The sequence below is a fragment of the Amycolatopsis solani genome (assembly GCF_033441515.1).
GTDB lineage: Bacteria > Actinomycetota > Actinomycetes > Mycobacteriales > Pseudonocardiaceae > Amycolatopsis > Amycolatopsis solani.
In genome coordinates this window covers 1712328-1727827 of the sequence record NZ_JAWQJT010000003.1, presented here as the reverse complement: position 1 = coordinate 1727827, position 15500 = coordinate 1712328, and the positions used below count along the sequence as shown (strand labels likewise).

At 70.5% G+C, this 15500-nt stretch carries 16 protein-coding genes; 8 read left to right on the top strand and 8 right to left on the bottom strand.

Going from position 1 to position 15500, the window contains the following annotated elements:
* Nucleotides 1-230: 230 nt before the first annotated feature.
* The 4 genes from SD460_RS40685 to SD460_RS40670 all read right to left on the bottom strand — a co-directional run bounded on the left by SD460_RS40685 (nt 231) and on the right by SD460_RS40670 (nt 2652).
* A complete protein-coding gene (locus SD460_RS40685) occupies nt 231-527 on the bottom strand; it encodes a DUF202 domain-containing protein (RefSeq protein WP_290059906.1) in 297 nt (98 codons plus the stop codon).
* Between the two features lie 70 nt (nt 528-597).
* Nucleotides 598-951 carry a YidH family protein gene (locus SD460_RS40680; RefSeq protein ID WP_290059905.1) on the bottom strand — a complete coding sequence of 118 codons (354 nt, stop codon included), beginning with the start codon at nt 949-951 and terminating at the stop codon, nt 598-600.
* 131 nt (nt 952-1082) lie between these two features.
* Entirely contained in the window at nt 1083-1943 is an 861-nt protein-coding gene (locus SD460_RS40675) for a transposase family protein (protein ID WP_318307548.1), read from the bottom strand.
* A gap of 235 nt (nt 1944-2178) precedes the next feature.
* Nucleotides 2179-2652 (bottom strand): GtrA family protein, encoded by a 474-nt coding sequence (locus SD460_RS40670; RefSeq protein WP_290063202.1) that lies wholly within the window; start codon nt 2650-2652, stop codon nt 2179-2181.
* Nucleotides 2653-2802: 150 nt separating this feature from the next.
* Between SD460_RS40670 and SD460_RS40665 the strand changes: the two genes are divergently transcribed.
* Nucleotides 2803-3213 carry a hypothetical protein gene (locus tag SD460_RS40665; RefSeq protein ID WP_290063204.1) on the top strand — a complete coding sequence of 137 codons (411 nt, stop codon included), beginning with the start codon at nt 2803-2805 and terminating at the stop codon, nt 3211-3213.
* A gap of 81 nt (nt 3214-3294) precedes the next feature.
* Nucleotides 3295-3588: an iron-sulfur cluster biosynthesis family protein gene (locus tag SD460_RS40660; protein WP_290063206.1), complete on the top strand. Its 294-nt coding sequence runs from the start codon at nt 3295-3297 to the stop codon at nt 3586-3588.
* Between the two features lie 122 nt (nt 3589-3710).
* Here SD460_RS40660 and SD460_RS40655 read toward each other — a convergent pair whose 3' ends face one another.
* From SD460_RS40655 to SD460_RS40640, 4 genes are all read right to left on the bottom strand, one after another.
* The gene (locus tag SD460_RS40655) at nt 3711-4829 is read right to left on the bottom strand and encodes a glycerate kinase (protein ID WP_290059685.1); all 1119 of its coding nucleotides are present in this window, start codon (nt 4827-4829) and stop codon (nt 3711-3713) included.
* Nucleotides 4826-5758, bottom strand: coding sequence for a 2-hydroxyacid dehydrogenase (locus SD460_RS40650; RefSeq protein ID WP_290059684.1), 933 nt, complete (start codon nt 5756-5758; stop codon nt 4826-4828). The genes SD460_RS40655 and SD460_RS40650 overlap by 4 nt, the downstream gene beginning before the upstream one ends.
* A 9-nt stretch (nt 5759-5767) precedes the next feature.
* Entirely contained in the window at nt 5768-6655 is an 888-nt protein-coding gene (locus SD460_RS40645) for an SGNH/GDSL hydrolase family protein (RefSeq protein WP_290059683.1), read from the bottom strand.
* Nucleotides 6656-6761: 106 nt separating this feature from the next.
* Nucleotides 6762-8840 (bottom strand): alpha-galactosidase, encoded by a 2079-nt coding sequence (locus SD460_RS40640; protein ID WP_318307547.1) that lies wholly within the window; start codon nt 8838-8840, stop codon nt 6762-6764.
* Between the two features lie 76 nt (nt 8841-8916).
* On the opposite strand from SD460_RS40640, the gene SD460_RS40635 reads away from it, so the two are divergent.
* The 6 genes from SD460_RS40635 to SD460_RS40610 all read left to right on the top strand — a co-directional run bounded on the left by SD460_RS40635 (nt 8917) and on the right by SD460_RS40610 (nt 15492).
* Complete coding sequence (locus tag SD460_RS40635; RefSeq protein ID WP_318307546.1) at nt 8917-10107, top strand: ROK family protein; 1191 nt, start codon at nt 8917-8919, stop codon at nt 10105-10107.
* 19 nt (nt 10108-10126) lie between these two features.
* Nucleotides 10127-11395, top strand: coding sequence for an ABC transporter substrate-binding protein (locus SD460_RS40630; protein WP_290059679.1), 1269 nt, complete (start codon nt 10127-10129; stop codon nt 11393-11395).
* Nucleotides 11392-12345 (top strand): carbohydrate ABC transporter permease, encoded by a 954-nt coding sequence (locus tag SD460_RS40625; RefSeq protein WP_290059678.1) that lies wholly within the window; start codon nt 11392-11394, stop codon nt 12343-12345. The genes SD460_RS40630 and SD460_RS40625 overlap by 4 nt, the downstream gene beginning before the upstream one ends.
* The gene (locus SD460_RS40620; protein WP_290059677.1) at nt 12345-13184 is read left to right on the top strand and encodes a carbohydrate ABC transporter permease; all 840 of its coding nucleotides are present in this window, start codon (nt 12345-12347) and stop codon (nt 13182-13184) included. The genes SD460_RS40625 and SD460_RS40620 overlap by 1 nt, the downstream gene beginning before the upstream one ends.
* A gap of 25 nt (nt 13185-13209) precedes the next feature.
* Nucleotides 13210-14517, top strand: a complete 1308-nt coding sequence (locus tag SD460_RS40615; protein ID WP_318307545.1) for a glycoside hydrolase family 27 protein — start codon at nt 13210-13212, stop codon at nt 14515-14517.
* Nucleotides 14518-14682: 165 nt separating this feature from the next.
* Nucleotides 14683-15492, top strand: a complete 810-nt coding sequence (locus tag SD460_RS40610; protein WP_290059675.1) for a CoA transferase subunit A — start codon at nt 14683-14685, stop codon at nt 15490-15492.
* Nucleotides 15493-15500 lie beyond the last annotated feature (8 nt).

Sequence of the window (15500 nt, the reverse complement as noted above, 5' to 3'; positions counted from 1 at the left end):
ACCGCCGCTGCCGGGGGACTCCACTCTCCGTGACTTTCCGGTTGCAGATACTCCGGGAGATCCGGGTTGATCTGCGATCCGTGCGACGCTGGGTAATCGTAAGCACCTCGATGGCGGTCAGTCCAGATTTCAACGACCAATACCCCGTTCGCAGGAGCGACCGTGATGTTCTCGCGACCAGCCCCCGCACATTGCGATTAATCGGTTTCAGGATGTGCGGACTTCACTCTTCAGTGCAGGATCGCCACGGAAGTGGCAGTGACGGTCACGGCGAGCGACGCGATCGCGGGCAACGCGGGGTGCGCCGGCCCCGGTTCGGGGGCCCGCAAGGCCCGTTCGCGCAGTGTTCCGATGGCCGCTAGCAGGGCAGACGTGCCCGCGGACAGCAGAACGGGGACGAGGGCGACACCCCAATGGCGCTGGGCGGCGGAATGCAGGAGCAGTACCGTGCAGGCGGCGGACGCCAGCGCGGTGCGTCGCCAAGCGAGGCCCGTGCGCTCGGCTTGGGCGCCGCGAGCGGGGTTCACGACCCGTCCCGAGGGCGCATGACGGTATTTCTGACCTGGTGATAATCGCGAGGAAGCGGTATTCGCGGCGTCACGAGACGACCAGCAGCACGGCGGCGGCGACGATGAGGGTCAGCAGCCCGCCGGTCAGGACGAGGATCATCAGGCTCCGCGGAAGCGGCTCCCCGGCCCGCATCGCGACCTGCACGCGCCGCCACCGGGGGTACGCGGTCGCGGCGAGGACGGCGGCAAGCACGACGCACAGCCCGGCGAGCACGGCACTGGCCGCGGCCGGCGACGGCACCAGCTGGTGCACGGCGACGCCGCCTGCGAGGAGGCCGAGGGCGGTCCGAAGCCAGGCGAGGAAGGTCCGTTCGTTGGCGAGGGTGAACCGGTAGTCGGGTTCGGCCCCGCCGGCGTGGGGCTTGATGTCGTCCGTGGCCACGCCTGCAGACGCTAGCCGCTGTGCGCGGCGACGGCTGTCCGGTGCGAGGCGTCGGCCGGGGATGCGCCCCAATGGGGTTGTTTCATCGTGGTTTGGGCTGGTCACGGTGTGTTGATCCGGTCTGGTAACGGTCAAGGGGTGCTGGACCGGGCTGCGTCGCGGACGCTTTGCTCGTGCTGGGTCAGCACGAGCAGAGCCCGCAGCAAGGTGGTGGCGTGGCGGGTGTCGAGGCGGAGTTTGTCGAGGATGTGCCAGTGTTTGAGGGCGGCGAAGCCGCCCTCAACCGCGCACCGCATCGCCGCGAACACGGCGTTTGCCTGCTTCTGGGCCTTCGTGAGCGGCCTGTTCGCTTCGGCTTTGAACGGGGTCAGCACGATCTGCTCGCACCGGCCCTCGCAGGCCGGGCAGTCGCGGGTGGTGCGGACGTCTTTGTGCCAGCCCTGGAAGCCTTTGTCCCCGGCCGGGGGCAGACCGTGCTCGTGCAGCCGCTCCCGCAGACCCAGCCGGCGGGCGGCGGTGATGTCAGCCGTCCGCCCGGGCAGTGCCGCCGACACCCACAGCAACCTGCCGGTCTGGTCGGTCAGGGCGAGCACGACCAGGCCGTGCTGTTTGTGTTTGCCGCTGTAGTGGGCCCGGTTGGCCCGGCCGGTGCGGCGGCGGGTCCGGATCAGGGTGCCGTCCACCAGCACCACCGCCGCCTCGCCAAGGGCGGCCTGGCGACGCAGCACCCGGTTCAGGCGGGTCGCGCGGGCGGCGAGCAGGGTGATGGCTTCCAGCAGCCACCGCCGCACCGTGGATGCCGATACGCCCATGCCGGCCCCGAGGTGGGCCAGGCGCGGGTCGTGGCGCAGCACGGCGAGGACGACGAGTGCCTGTTCGGCGGGGGTGGCTTTGCGCCAGCGGGACCGCAGCTGACGGCGATGGGCGCGGATCAGTTCGGCCAGCATCTGCAGGGTCGAGCGGGAGAGGGGAAGGGTGACCTGGTAGGACATGGGGGTGAAGCCCTCGGCGGGTTGTTGACTCACATCTCGATCGTGCCGAGGGCTTCACCTATGTCCGGGCCGCCACGCCGGTCCCGCCGCGACTTGCCGCTGTGTCAGCGAAACAGGCTCTGCCCGACCCCTTCGACCAGTCACAACCACGATGAAACAACCCCAATGTGGCGTTCGGTGCGTCTGACGCACCGAACGCCACATTGGGGCGATTGGGGTCCGGGGTCAGCCGACGCTAGCCGCTGTGCGCGGTGACGGCTGTCCGGTGCGCGAACACCCACCAGCGGAGCACCGCGAACCGCACGAAGCCGCCGACGAAGCTGGCCAGCAGCAGCGTGCCGGTCTCCTCCCACGACGTCGGCCGGTCGACGAGCGCGTCCAGCAGGGCCAGTACCGCCGAGCCGTAGCCGGCGTAGAAGGCGAACGTCAGCAGGTCCTGCAGGTGCCGCTTCCCGGCGTTGCTGCGTCGCCCGGCGAAGGTGACGCGGCGGTGGAACTCGGTGTTGCCGACCGTGGTGAGCGCGATCGCGACCAGGTTCGCGAACTGGGAGCCGAGCTCGTCGCGCAGCACGAGGAAGAGGACGGCCTGGACGCCGGTCGTCACGACGCCGGCGACGAGGTACCACGCCGCGTGCGTGCCGAGCTCGTGGTGCCGGTCCGGGTCGGTGGCGAGCAGCCGGTGTCCCGGTGCGCACCTGGTGGTGGCCATGATCCCCAACCTACCTTGCGTTCACAAACTTGTGAATGTGTTAAACCAGTTGAAGAAATGTGATCCCGGCGACACCGCCCGGGTTTCGGCGCCCCGGCGTCCGGGGTAGGTCACGGGGGATGACGACTTCCGAGCGCGAGGAGACGACTGGTGAGTGACCGTGACTCGGTCGAACCCGACAGCTTGAGCCCGAGCGAAGCGCTGGACGAGGACGAGCTGCGCGTGGACCCGCTCGAAGCGGGCGTCGAGCCGCCGGAGCACTGGAGCGCCGCGAACCGCTACGGCACCACGCCGAGCGAGATCCGCGAGGGCGAGCCGATCGAGCAGCGCCTGGCCGAGGAGGAGCCGGACACCGAACCGGAGCCGGTCCCGGAGCGGCCGCTCGCCGCGACGCCGGCGGCGGAGCTCGACGAGACGATCGAAGACGCCCCGCCGGACTTCGAGCCGGTGACCCCGGAAGACGAGGTGCCGCACCGCCACGCGGACCCGGATCCGGGCGAGCGAGCGGACTACGCGGGCGGCTCGGTGGCCGACGCCATCCGCGAGGCCCGGCAGGGCTGATCCGCTCAGACTGCGCGTCCGTTCGGACGCCCCTAGCGTGGGGCACCAGTGCATCGGACCGCGACGAAGGGAAGGCCGAAGATGCTGACCGTGACCGAAGCCGCCGCCGAGGCGATCACCGCGTTGACCAGCCAGGGGGACGGCGACGCCGGACTCCGCCTGGCAGTCCAGAACGCCGACGGGGAAAGTGCCCAGCTGGCCCTGTCGGTGGCGCCGGAGCCCGCGGAGGGTGACAGCGTCCTGGGCGTCGACGAGGGACCGAAGGTATTCCTGGAACCCCAGGCAGCGGCGCTGCTCGACGACAAGGTGCTGGACGTCCAGGAGGACGAAGCGGGCGGAGTCGCTTTCGCGGTGCTGCCCCAGCACACGAGCTGACCCGGGGGACGGACCTTTCGCAGCGCGGCGAGAGGTCCGTTCACCCGGTTTCCGATGACGTGAATGACTCATTCATGTCATCCGGCGACAGGAATGAGTCATTCACGTCGTCGCGGCGGCCGCTACCGGGACCGCCACTCCCGCACCAGCTCCGCCGCACAAGCCCGCAGCAACTCCGGCGCGTTCGCTTGCGCCTCCTCCACCGACGAGGCGTGCTCGATCAACGCACTGCTCCCCACCACACCGAGCCGCGCCAGCCCGGCTTCGTCGAGCTGAATCCGTCCCGCGAGCGCCAGCAGCGGAATCCCGCGCGCCCGCTCCGCGATCCCGGCCGGCGCCTTGCCGTTCAGGCTCTGCTCGTCGAGCGACCCCTCACCGGTGATCACCAAGTCGGCGCCGATCAACGCGGCGTCGACCCCGGTCAGCCCGGCGATCAGGTCGAACCCCGACTCGACCGTCGCGCCCAGCCCGGCGATCGCCCCGGCCGCGACGCCGCCACCCGCGCCGGCGCCCGGCACGCGGGAAACATCCGGCGCCCCGCCGACCTGCAGCGCGTGCGCCCACCGGCCCAGCGCCTCGTCGAGCAGCGCCACCTGTTCGGGCCCCGCCCCCTTCTGCGGCCCGAACACGGCGGCGGCCCCCGACGGGCCCAGCAGCGGGTTGGTCACGTCGGTCGCGACCGCGACGCTGACGCCTCCCAGGCGTTCCCGCACCGGAGCCAGTTCGGTGGACGCGACCCGCGTCAGCGTCCCGCCGCCGAGCCCGACCGGCGCGCCGAACGCGTCCAGCACGCCGGCGCCGAGCGCGCCCAGCATCCCGGCGCCGCCGTCGGTGCTCGCCGTGCCGCCGACCGTCAGCACGAGCCGCTTCGCGCCGTGCATCAGCGCGTCCATCAGCAGTTCGCCGACGCCCCACGTGTGCGCGGCCAGCGCGGTTTCCGGAGTGGGGTCGACGAATTCGATCCCGCACGCGCGCGCCGATTCGATGTAGGCGGTGCCGTCGAGTACCGCGTACCGCGCCTTCACGTGCTCGTCGAGCGGGCCGCGGACCGACAGCCGGACGATCCGGGCTCCCGCCGCTTCGAGGACGTCGAGGGTGCCTTCGCCGCCGTCGGCGACCGGGCACGAGACGACTTCGGCGTCCGGCAAGGCATCCCGGACGCCGAGTGCGATGGCTTCCGCGGCCTCGACCGCGGTGAGACTGCCCTTGAACTTGTCGGGCGCGATCACGACCTTGGTCACGGCTTCACCTCCGTCAGCGGGGCCCGCCCGGCGAGCACCGCCACGACGTTGCGGGCGGCGAGCACGGCCATCGCGGTGCGGGTTTCGACCGTCGCGGACCCGAGGTGCGGGCTCAGCACGACGTCGTCGCGGCCGAGCAGCCGCGGTTCGACCTCGGGTTCCTTTTCGAACACGTCCAGCGCGGCGCCGGCGATCTCCCCGGCCTCGAGCGCGTCGGCCAGCGCGGCTTCGTCCACGACCGGGCCTCGCGTGGTGTTCACCAGGTAGGCACTGGGTTTCATGGCGCGCAACGAGGCCGCGTCGATGAGGTGCCGGGTCTCCGGCGTCAGCGGGCAGTGCAGCGAAACGACGTCCGAGCGCGCCAGGAGTTCCCCGAAGGGAACGGAACCCTGGCTCGACCGTCCCGAGTGGACGATCGTCATGCCGAACGCCTCGGCGCGCTTCGCCACCGCCCGGCCGATCTGGCCGTACCCGACGATGCCGAGCGTCTTGCCCTGCAGGCCCGACCCGAGCAGGAAGCCGAGGTGGAACGACCACGGCGTCCGCGAGCGCAGCAGCCGTTCGCCTTCGCCGAGCCGCCGCGTGACGGCGAGCAGCAGGCCGAAGGCGAGGTCGGCGGTCGCGTCGGTGAGCACGCCCGGCGTGTTCGTCACGACGACGCCGCGTTCCGCCAGCGCCGGGACGTCGACGTTGTCGTAGCCGACCGCGACGTTCGCGACCACCTTCAGTCCGGGCCCGGCGGCGTCGGCGAGCGGGCCGTCGAGCCGGTCGTGCAGCATCCCGACCACGGCGTCCGCGCCGGAAACGAACTCGTGCAGCTCGTCCGGCGCGAGCGGCCGGTCGGCGGGCGACACCACGACGTCACCCGCTTCGGCCAGCACCTTCACCGCGTCGTCGGGAATCCACCGGGTCACCGCGATCTTGGCCACCCCGGCAGCTTAGTCCCCCCGGACGGCCCCGAGGACGATCTCCGACTGGGCCGCCGCGCCCGCGCCGTTGGGGTGGAAGGGGAACGCGAGCAGCAGCGGGTTGCTCACCGAAACCGGGATCAGGCCTTCGACGTACCGGACCGTGGGCGCCTGGCAGGCGTCGTGGCCGACGGTCGGGGAGTAGGTGTCGACCAGTTCGACGCCGTTCGCCGCGGCGACCCGCGCGAGCATCGCGTTCATCTGGAGGAACTTCGCCTGCAGGTAGGCGATGTCGCCGTCGGCGACCGGGATCACCGGCCAGCACCCCTTGCCGCTCGCGGGCAGCCCGGCGAGGTAGTTCACCAGCAGGATCCGCGCGTTCGGCGACCGGTCCCCGATCTCCCGCAACGCCGCCGCGATCTTCGGCTCGGTCGCGGTGACGGCGTTTTCCAGCCGGTCGACGCCGCCCGCGGTGAACTTCGCCTTGCAGGTGCTGACCGGCAGCAGGTTGAGGCACTGCGTCACGGCCGACGCCAGCCCGATGTCGTTGCCGCCGATGCCGACGGTGACCAGGTCCGTGGTGGGCGTGAGCCGGTCGAACTGCGGCGGGTTCGTGCCGCCCAGCGGCAGCTTCTGCGGCTGGGTGAAGTCGGTCGTCGTCGCGCCGCCGCAGCTCGCGTCGCGGAACGTCTCGACGCCGAGCGCGCCGGCCAGTTCGTGCGGGTAGTCCGAAGTGGACTGCGCGCAGTCGAGCGGGGTGTACTGCGTGGTCGGCGGGAAGGTGACGAAGACGTCGGCGGTCCAGGAGTCTCCGAGGGCGACGTACTCGTGGTAGCCCGTGCTCGCGGACGCCGGGGCGGCGAAGGCGAGCATGGCGAGCGCGGGCACGACGAGCAGAGCGGACAGGCGCTTGCGCATGCTGCCTCCGTTGGCGAGCGTGGTGAAGGACTTTCACATTCAGCTCGCGTCCGGTGAAAAGTCAATCGAAGTCACCCGCCCCGGTCAGGCCGATCGGCGTGGGTAATCAGACCCGGGTCAGCCGCACCACCGCGCTCGCGTACCCGCTGCCCGCGAAGCCGACGTCCAGGCCGTGGCTCAGCAGCACCGCGCCGTCGTGCACGACGCCGCCGGAGTCGCGGTAGCGCCCGGCCGGGTCGAGACCCGCCAGCCGCGGCGGGGTGAACGGCCGCGCGAACTCCGTGGGCCGCCGCCAGAAGAAGACGACGACTTCGCCGTCCAGCACGTACTGCACCGCGGTCAGGGCCGACGTCGCCGGGTCCGCCAGCCGGTACAGCTCGCCGTGCTGCACGACCGGCCGGATTTCCTTGTACAGCGCGACGAGTTCCGCCGCTTCCGCCAGCTCGGCGGCCGGCCAGCGGGGCAGGTCGCCGCCCAGGCCGAGCACGCCCGCCATGGCGACGTGGAACCGGAAGCTCAGCGGCGCCTCGCGGCCGGTGGTCGGGTTCGGGCTGTCGGTGACCCAGGCCGACATCGTGCCGGCCGGGTAGAGCTGGCCGTAGCCGTGCTGGATGGCGATCCGGTCGGCGGCGTCGGTGTTGTCGGACGCCCAGATCTCGTCGGTCCGGGCGAGGATCCCGAGGTCGGTGCGCCCGCCGCCGCCCGCGCAGCCCTGGATCCGCAGGTCCGGGTGGTCGGCCCGCAGCCGGTCCAGGATGGCGTGCACCGCGCGGACGTGGTCCACCCACACGCGCCCGGCCGCCCCGCCCGGCCAGCCGGCTTCGGTGAAGGCGCGGTTCATGTCCCACTTGAGGTAGTCGATGCCGTGCTCGCCGACCAGCCGGTCGAGCCACCGGTGCGCCCAGTCCGCGACGTCCGCGCGCGCGAAGTTCAGCACGAGCTGGTGGCGCAGCGTGGTGCGTTCCCGGTGCGCCATGTGCAGCACCCAGTCGGGGTGCGCGCGGTAGAGGTCGCTGTCCGGGTTGACCATCTCCGGCTCGACCCACAGGCCGAACTTCATCCCGTGCGCGTGAACGGCGTCGACCAGCGGCCGCAGCCCGTCCGGGAAGCGCTCTTCGTTGGCGGTCCAGTCGCCGAGCCCGGCGGTGTCGCCGGTGCGGGCGCCGAACCAGCCGTCGTCCATGACGAACAGCTCCGCGCCGAGCTTCGCGGCCGCGTCGGCGAGCGACGTTTCGGTCTGTTCGTCGACGTCCCACCCGGTGGCTTCCCACGAGTTGTAGACGATCGGCCGCAGCTCTTCCGGGTGCGGCTGGACGAACTCGCGGACGTAGGCGTGCCACCGCCGGCTCGTCCCGCCGAAGCCGTCGGCCGCGTAGAGCCCGGCGAACACCGGCGTCTCCCAGGTTTCGCCGGGGGACAGCCGCCAGCTGACGTTTTCGTGCCCGAACCCGCCGGTCCACGTCACGCGGCCGGTGTGCGTGTGCTCCACGGTGATCCGCCAGCTCCCGCTCCACGCGAGTGCCGTGCTCCAGACCTCGCCGGACGTCTCGGTCGCGTCGCCCGCGTCGAGCATCACCCAGGGGTTGACCTGGTGGCTGGAGACGCCGCGGCGGCTGGTGAGCGTGGTTTCGCCGACGGGCAGCGCCTCGCGCAGCACGCCGTACTCCGCGCTCCACGCACCTGAGGTCCGGGTCAGCCGGGCGTGGTCGCGCCGGGGGAGCGTCCACGACGCGGAATCCGTGCGCAGCAACGAAACCGGCTCGTCCGCGCGCAGCGACGTCCAGCGTTCGACGACGTCGCCGCGGACGCGGTAGTGCAGTGAGAGCTCGAGCGGGTAGTGCCGGTCGACGAGCCGGACGACCAAGGAGTCCTCGGTGCTGGAATGCCCGTCGTAACGCCATTCGAGCGCCGACGTCCCGTCCTCGTACCGCACGGCCAGCGCCGCGACGCCGAAGAACGCGCCGCCTTCGGCCGGCAGTTCCTGCCGCTCGTCGCCGGGCTCGTCGAAGCTGCTGTCGGCCGGGTTGGCGCGCGCGGCGACCTGCGCGGCTTGGGCCAACGTCAGCGGCGGGCCCCAGTGGACGTGCCGCGGCCGGTCGTCGGCGTCGAGCCGGAAGGCGTACGAGCTCTCGGGGGTGCGCAGGAGCCACAGCCGGCGCGCGGGATCGTGTTCGACGAGCGACATGAGCCCGAGCGTAGGCACGACCAGCGAAAAAATAAATTCTTGACGAAGTTAATTAATCCTGCCTACCCTTCCGGCCATGCCTCGCAGTGCACCGGCAAGGGCGCCGATCACCAGTCCCGCGGCGGCGACCGTGTTCACCACGGTCCTGACCGAAGGGCCGGTCTCCCGCGTCGACGTCGCCCGGCGCACCGGTCTGTCGTCGGCCGCGGTCACGAAGGCGGCCCGGCCGTTCATCGAAGCCGGTTACCTCGAAGAACTCGCTTCCGAAGGCCGCACGGGCCCCGGCGCCGGCCGTCCCGCGAACCCCCTGGCCATCCGGCCGGACCGCGAGTACTTCGTCGGCGTCAAGATCACCGGCGACGACCTGATCGGTGTGGTCACCGACCTGCGCGCCGACGTCCGGGTCAGCGCCCACCACGCGCTGACCAGCCACGACGTCGGGCACGTCGTCCGCGCGCTGGCCGACCTCGTCGGGGAGCTGCTGGGCGGGCCGACCTCGGACGGCACCAGCAACCTCCGCGACCGCGCCTATTGCCTGGGTGTTGCGGTGTCCGGCGACGTCGACCGCGCGTCCGGTGTCGTCCGGTACTCACCGTTCCTCGGCTGGCGGGACGTGCCCCTGGCCTCGCTGCTGGAAGACGCCACCGGGCTCACGGCCACGTTGGAGAACGACGTCAAGGCGCTCGCCGTGGCCGAGCAGTGGTTCGGCGAGGGCGTCGGCGCGTCGTCGTTCGCGCTGGTGACCGTGGGAACCGGGATCGGCAGCGCGCTCGTCGTGAACGGCGACCTGGTCCGCGGCGCGCACGGCGTCGCCGGCGAGATCGGGCACGTCCCGGTCGCCGACGGTGGCCCGGCCTGCCACTGCGGCGGCCGGGGCTGCGTCGAGGCGATCGCGTCCACCGAAGCGATCCTGACGCGCGCCAGGGAAGTCGCCGGTGAACCCGCGCTGACCATGGAAGACGCCGTGACGCGCGCCCGCGGCGGAGACGACTCGCTGCGCGAGGTGTTCGCCGGCGCCGGGCACGCGATCGGGCTCGGCCTCGCCGCGCTGGTCAACCTGTTCGGCCCCGAGCGGGTCGTCGTCTCGGGGGAAGGCGTCGCCACCTACGACCTGTTCGAGGACCAGATCCGCCGGACCTTCGCGGTCCAGGCGTTCGGCAGCGCCGCCCGCTGCGGCCTGGTGATCCGGCCGCTGCCGTTCGAGGAGTGGGCGCGGGGCGCGGCCGCCGTCGCCATCCAAAGTCTTTTCGTCGCCGAGAGCGTCTAAGGAGTCCCTTGTGAGCCCCATGAATCGCAGAAGCTTCCTGGTCGGTTCCGTCCTCTTCGCCGGTGGGGCCGCCCTCGCGGGCTGCACCTCGGACCCGTTGAACAAGAACGCGGGCGCCGCTTCGGGCGCGAAGGTCACGCTGCAGCAGTGGTACCACGCGTACGGCGAATCCGGGACGCAGCAGGCCGTCCAGCGGTACGCGCAGGAGTTCACGAAGGCCAACCCGGACATCGCGATCAACGTCAGCTGGATCGCCGGCGATTACGAGACGAAGCTCAACTCGGCGATGCTCACCGCGCAGGCACCGGACCTGTTCGAACTGGGCGACTTCCGGTACCAGAACGTCAAGAACGGCCTGCTCGCGCCGCTCGACGACGTCATCGCGCCGGCCAAGGCCGACTTCAGCCCGGCCGCGCTGGACACGGTCACCGTCGACGGGAAGATCTACGGCGTCAAGATGATCGACGACGTCATGATGCTGTACTTCCGCAAGAGCGCGCTGCAGGCCGCGGGCGTCCAGCCGCCGCAGACGTTCGCCGAGCTCCTGGAAGCGACCCGGAAGCTGAACACCGGCAAGCAGAAGGGCCTGTACGTCGGCACGGACGGCGTCGGCGAGGCCGCGACGCTGCTGCTCTGGTCGTCCGGCGCGGACTTCTTCGACTCGAGCGGCAAGAAGGTCGCTTTCGCTTCGCCTGAAGCCGTCGCCGCGATCGCCGGGCTCAAGCAGCTGCACGACACCGGCGGCCTGCTCCAGGGCTACCCGACGGACTGGTCGGACCCGGGCGCGTTCGCGAACGGCGCCACCGCGATGCAATGGGGTGGCCTGTGGTCGCTGCCGGACATCAAGAAGGCCCTGGGTGACGACTTCGGCGTCGTCGCGTGGCCGAAGTTCGGGGACGCGGGCAAGCAGGTCGCGCGCGTCGGCGGCTGGTACCAACTGGCCAACGCGAAGTCCGCGCACCTGGACGCGGTGAAGCAGTTCATCGACTGGCTGTGGATCAAGAACGCCGACCTGCAGAAGGACTGGTGCGTCAAGTACGGCTTCCACATCCCGGCGCGCAAGCCGGTCGCGGCCCAGACGACCGAGTTCTCCAGCGGCGCGGCCAAGGACGCCGTGACGATCTCGCAGCAGAACGGCAAGTCGTACTCCGGGCTGTGGAACAAGGCGTCGGCGACGCTGTTCCTGCAGGCCGCGACGAAGATCGCCAACGGGCAGGCCGACCCGGCCGCCGAACTCGGCGACGCGGCGAAGAAGGCACAGGCCGAAGTCGACAAGCAGCTGGCATGACGGCCTTGCTGGAGGCCCCGGCGGTCTCTCCGCCGGTGAAGAAGCGTCGCCGTCGCCGGGACTGGCGCGCGATCGGCGCGTTCGCCGTGCTGACCGGGCCTGTGGTGCTCGGGCTGGGGCTGTTCAAGTACGTCGCGATCGGCTGGAGCTTCCTGCTCAGCTTCAACGACGCCCGCGGCACCATCACGATCGGCCACTGGATCGGCTTCGACAACTACGCGTTCCTGCTCGGCGACGACGCTTTCCTGACGTCGCTGTCGACGATCGCGATCTTCACGGTCTTCATCGTGCCGATCACCTTCGTCGCTTCGCTCGGTCTCGCAGTGCTGATCAACAGCATCAAGCGCGGCAAGGCCTTCTTCCGGACGGTGTTCCTCGTCCCGGCCGCGGTGTCGTACGTCGTCGCGGCGCTCGTGTGGAAGATGGCGCTGTTCAACGGCTTGCCGTCCGGCGTCGCGAACGTCCTCGGCGGGCTGTTCGGCGCCGACCCGGTGCCGTGGCTGTCGGAGACGAGCCCGCCGGTGTACTGGGTCGCCGTCGTCACGCTGCGGCTGTGGCTGCAGGTCGGGCTGTACATGATCCTGTTCCTGGCCGGGCTGCAGGCGATTTCGCCGTCGCTGTACGAGGCCGGGGAGCTGGACGGCACGAGCAAGTGGCAGGCCTTCCGCTACATCACGCTGCCGCAGCTGCGGAACACTTCGGTGGCGGTGCTGCTGCTCATCCTCATCGCCGCGTTCCAGGCGTTCGACGAGTTCTACAACCTGTTCGGCACCGGGCTTTCGGGCACCGCGACCGCGCCGGTGAAGCCGCCGCTCGTCTACCTGTACGACTCCGCGCTCGGCGACCAGAACTACGGCGTCGGCTCGGCGGGCGCGTTCCTGCTGACCGTGCTCATCGTCGTGATCACGCTGCTGCAGGGCCGGTTCGTCGGCTTCGGGAAGAAGGACTGATGGCCGTCCTCGCCGCTCCCCGCGTCAGGAAGGTGCCGAAGTACGTCCTGGCGTCGGTGCTCTCGCTGATCTTCTTGCTGCCGTTCTACATCATGGTGCGCAACGCGCTGATGACGCGGCAGCAGGTCAGCTCGCCGGACTGGTCGTGGCTGCCGGACCCGCTGTCGTGGGTCAACTTCGGCGACCTGTTCGCCGACGCGTCGGTGCCGATGGCACACGCACTCTGGAACTCGTTCCTGGTCGCGATCGTCACGGCGCCGTTGGGGACGCTGTTCGGCTCGATGGCCGGGTACGCGCTGGCCCGGATCCACGTCCCAGGGCGGCGTTTCGTCTTCACCTATGTCCTGGTCACCCTGATGATCCCGCAGTCGGTGACGTTCGTGCCGACGTTCGTCGTGGTGGGCTCGCTGGGCGGCGTCAACACGGAGTGGGGGATCATCGCGCCGAACCTGTTCAGCGCGTTCACCGTGATCCTGTTCCGCAACTTCTACCTGCGGTTCCCCGCCGAGATTGAGGAGGCGGGCCGGCTCGACGGGCTCGGCTACCTCGGCGTCTACCGGCGGCTGGTGCTGCCGAACTCGGGGAGCATGATCGCCTCGCTCGGGGCGCTGATGTTCATCGAAAGCTGGAACGCGTTCCTGTGGCCGCTCGTCATCGGGCAGGACCCGTCGTCGTGGACCGCGCAGATCGCGCTTTCGACGTTCCTGACCGCGCAGTCGGTCAACCTGCCGGCGCTGTTCGCCGGCGCGCTCGTCACCATCGCGCCGCTGGTCGCGATGTTCCTGGTCGCCCAGCGGTTCATCGTCAGCGGGATCGCCGCGAGCGGGCTCAAGGAGTAGGTCCCCTTATTCGAGGAGTGTTCCGTTGAAGCGCTTCTTTTCCGTCTTCCTCGCTGTGCTCGGTTTCTTGTCCTTCCTGGTTCCGGTGGCCGGCGCGCGGACGCCGTTCGTCAAGCCGTTCATGGGCTGGAGCAGCTGGAGCCTGGAGTCGTCGACCCGCGCGGGTTACGGCACTTCGTGGCTGAACGAATCGCACGTCCGTGACGCGGCTTCGGCGATGGCGTCGAAGCTCAAGTCCGCGGGCTACACCTACGTCAACATCGACTCGGGCTGGAACGCCGACCTGTCGTGGGTGTTCCACACCGACGTCAACGGCATCCCGGCACCGGATCCGGGGCGGTTCCCGTCCGGGATCCCGGCGCTGGCTTCTTACGTGCACGGCCTCGGCCTGAAGCTGGGCCTCTACTCCGTGACCGGCCTGGAGAAGGAGGTCTACGACAAGAACGCGCCCATCCAGGGGACGTCGTGCCACGCGCGGGACATCGCGTACCAGCCGCTGACGCCGTCGAACATGTGGGGCGGCAACTGGAAGATCGACTTCTCGAAGCCGTGCGCGCAGAAGTACTACGACTCGATCGTGGCGCGCTTCGCGTCGTGGGGCGTCGACTTCATCAAGGTCGACGGCACCACCGAGGACAACGTGGCCGACATCAAGGCGTGGTCCGCGGCCATCGATCATTCCCGGCGGCCGATGTGGCTGACCGCGAGCGCGTGGCCGGTGCCGCGTGCGGCTGGCCCCTCTCTCGCGCCCTACGCGAACGGCGTCCGGGTGAACACCGACGTCGAGTGCTACTGCGAGACGGTGTCCACCTGGGACAGCTCGGTGAAGGCGCGGTGGGCGGACCTGCCTGCGTGGCAGGGTGTGTTCGGGCCGCAGTACCGGCCGGACCTGGATTCGATGCCGATCAGCAACAACACGGGGTCCGGCATCCAGGACGGCATTTCCGACGTCGAGCGGCAGAGCGTGATGACGTTCTGGTCGATGGCGTCCTCGCCGCTGTACGTCGGGGGAGACATCTACTTCCTCGACGCCTCCGCCGTGTCGATCCTGACGAATCCCGAGGTCATCCGCGTCGACCAGTCGGGTACCTACCCGACGCAGGTGACCGGCGGCGACCGCCAGGTGTGGAAGAAGCGCGCACCGGACGGCAGCTGGTACGCGGCGGTCTACAACCTGGGTTCGTCGACGGCGGACATCACGGTGGACCTGGGCGTTCCGGGCGCGCGGCCGGTGCGTGACCTGGTCGCGCACAAGGACCTCGGCCGCTTCCGCGGCTCGTGGACGGCCACTTCGGTGCCCCCGCACGGCTCCAGGCTGGTCCGGATCGGCTGACGCGTTCTCTTCGAAGGGGACTTTTCCGCGCGAACGGCGGGAAAAGTCCCCTTCGTCGTGCGTGCGTCATCCATTGGGTGGAAGACGTCTGGTCGGCGGTGTCGAGGGCGTGCTATGTTCGGTGGCAGAACGAGTGTGCGTGATGCGAACAGTTTGGAGCGCGTGATGGCGGAGCTGCTGTCGCTGGAAGAGGCCGTGGCCCGGCTGGTGCACGACGGGGACACCGTCGCGCTCGAGGGCTTCACGCACCTCATCCCCGTCGCGGCCGGGCAGGAGATCATCCGGCAGCGCAAGCGTGACCTCACGCTGGTGCGCATGACCCCGGACATCGTCTACGACCAGCTGATCGGCGCGGGCTGCGCCCGCAAGCTGATCTTCTCCTGGGGCGGCAACCCCGGCGTGGGCTCCCTGCACCGCTTCCGCGACGCCGTCCAGCACGACTGGCCGGTCCCGCTGGAGATCGAGGAGCACAGCCACGCGGGCATGGCGAACCGCTACGTAGCCGGCGCGTCCGGCCTGCCGTTCGCGGTACTGCGCGGCTACACGGGCACCGACCTCCCGGCCCAGACCGACACGATCAAGCCGATCACGTGCCCCTTCACCGGCGAGCAGCTGACCGCGGTCCCGGCACTGAACCCGGACGTCACGATCGTCCACGCGCAACGCGCCGACCGCGCCGGCAACGTGCAGATGTGGGGCATCACGGGAGTCCAGAAGGAAGCGGTCCTGGCCGCGAAGCGCTCGATCGTGACGGTCGAGGAGCTCGTCGACGAACTGCACCCCCGCCCCGGCGCGGTAGTCCTCCCTTCCTGGGCGGTCACCGCGGTGGCAGAGGTCCCCGGCGGCGCGAAGCCGTCGTACGCGGCGGGCTACTACGAGCGCGACAACGCGGCGTACCAGGCCTGGGACGCGGTGGGCCGCGACCGCGAGGAGTTCACGAAGTGGCTGAACGACCTGACGGGGGTGACGGCATGACCCGCGCC

What these genes read in the sequence shown, in the direction of transcription:
- SD460_RS40675 (WP_318307548.1), bottom strand. Translation starts at nt 1,943, where the DNA reads ATGTCCTACCAGGTCACCCTTCCCCTCTCCCGCTCGACCCTGCAGATG.
- SD460_RS40670 (WP_290063202.1), bottom strand. Translation starts at nt 2,652, where the DNA reads ATGGCCACCACCAGGTGCGCACCGGGACACCGGCTGCTCGCCACCGAC.
- SD460_RS40660 (WP_290063206.1), top strand. Translation starts at nt 3,295, where the DNA reads ATGCTGACCGTGACCGAAGCCGCCGCCGAGGCGATCACCGCGTTGACC.
- SD460_RS40645 (WP_290059683.1), bottom strand. Translation starts at nt 6,655, where the DNA reads ATGCGCAAGCGCCTGTCCGCTCTGCTCGTCGTGCCCGCGCTCGCCATG.
- SD460_RS40640 (WP_318307547.1), bottom strand. Translation starts at nt 8,840, where the DNA reads ATGTCGCTCGTCGAACACGATCCCGCGCGCCGGCTGTGGCTCCTGCGC.
- SD460_RS40635 (WP_318307546.1), top strand. Translation starts at nt 8,917, where the DNA reads ATGCCTCGCAGTGCACCGGCAAGGGCGCCGATCACCAGTCCCGCGGCG.
- SD460_RS40630 (WP_290059679.1), top strand. Translation starts at nt 10,127, where the DNA reads ATGAATCGCAGAAGCTTCCTGGTCGGTTCCGTCCTCTTCGCCGGTGGG.
- SD460_RS40625 (WP_290059678.1), top strand. Translation starts at nt 11,392, where the DNA reads ATGACGGCCTTGCTGGAGGCCCCGGCGGTCTCTCCGCCGGTGAAGAAG.
- SD460_RS40620 (WP_290059677.1), top strand. Translation starts at nt 12,345, where the DNA reads ATGGCCGTCCTCGCCGCTCCCCGCGTCAGGAAGGTGCCGAAGTACGTC.
- SD460_RS40610 (WP_290059675.1), top strand. Translation starts at nt 14,683, where the DNA reads ATGGCGGAGCTGCTGTCGCTGGAAGAGGCCGTGGCCCGGCTGGTGCAC.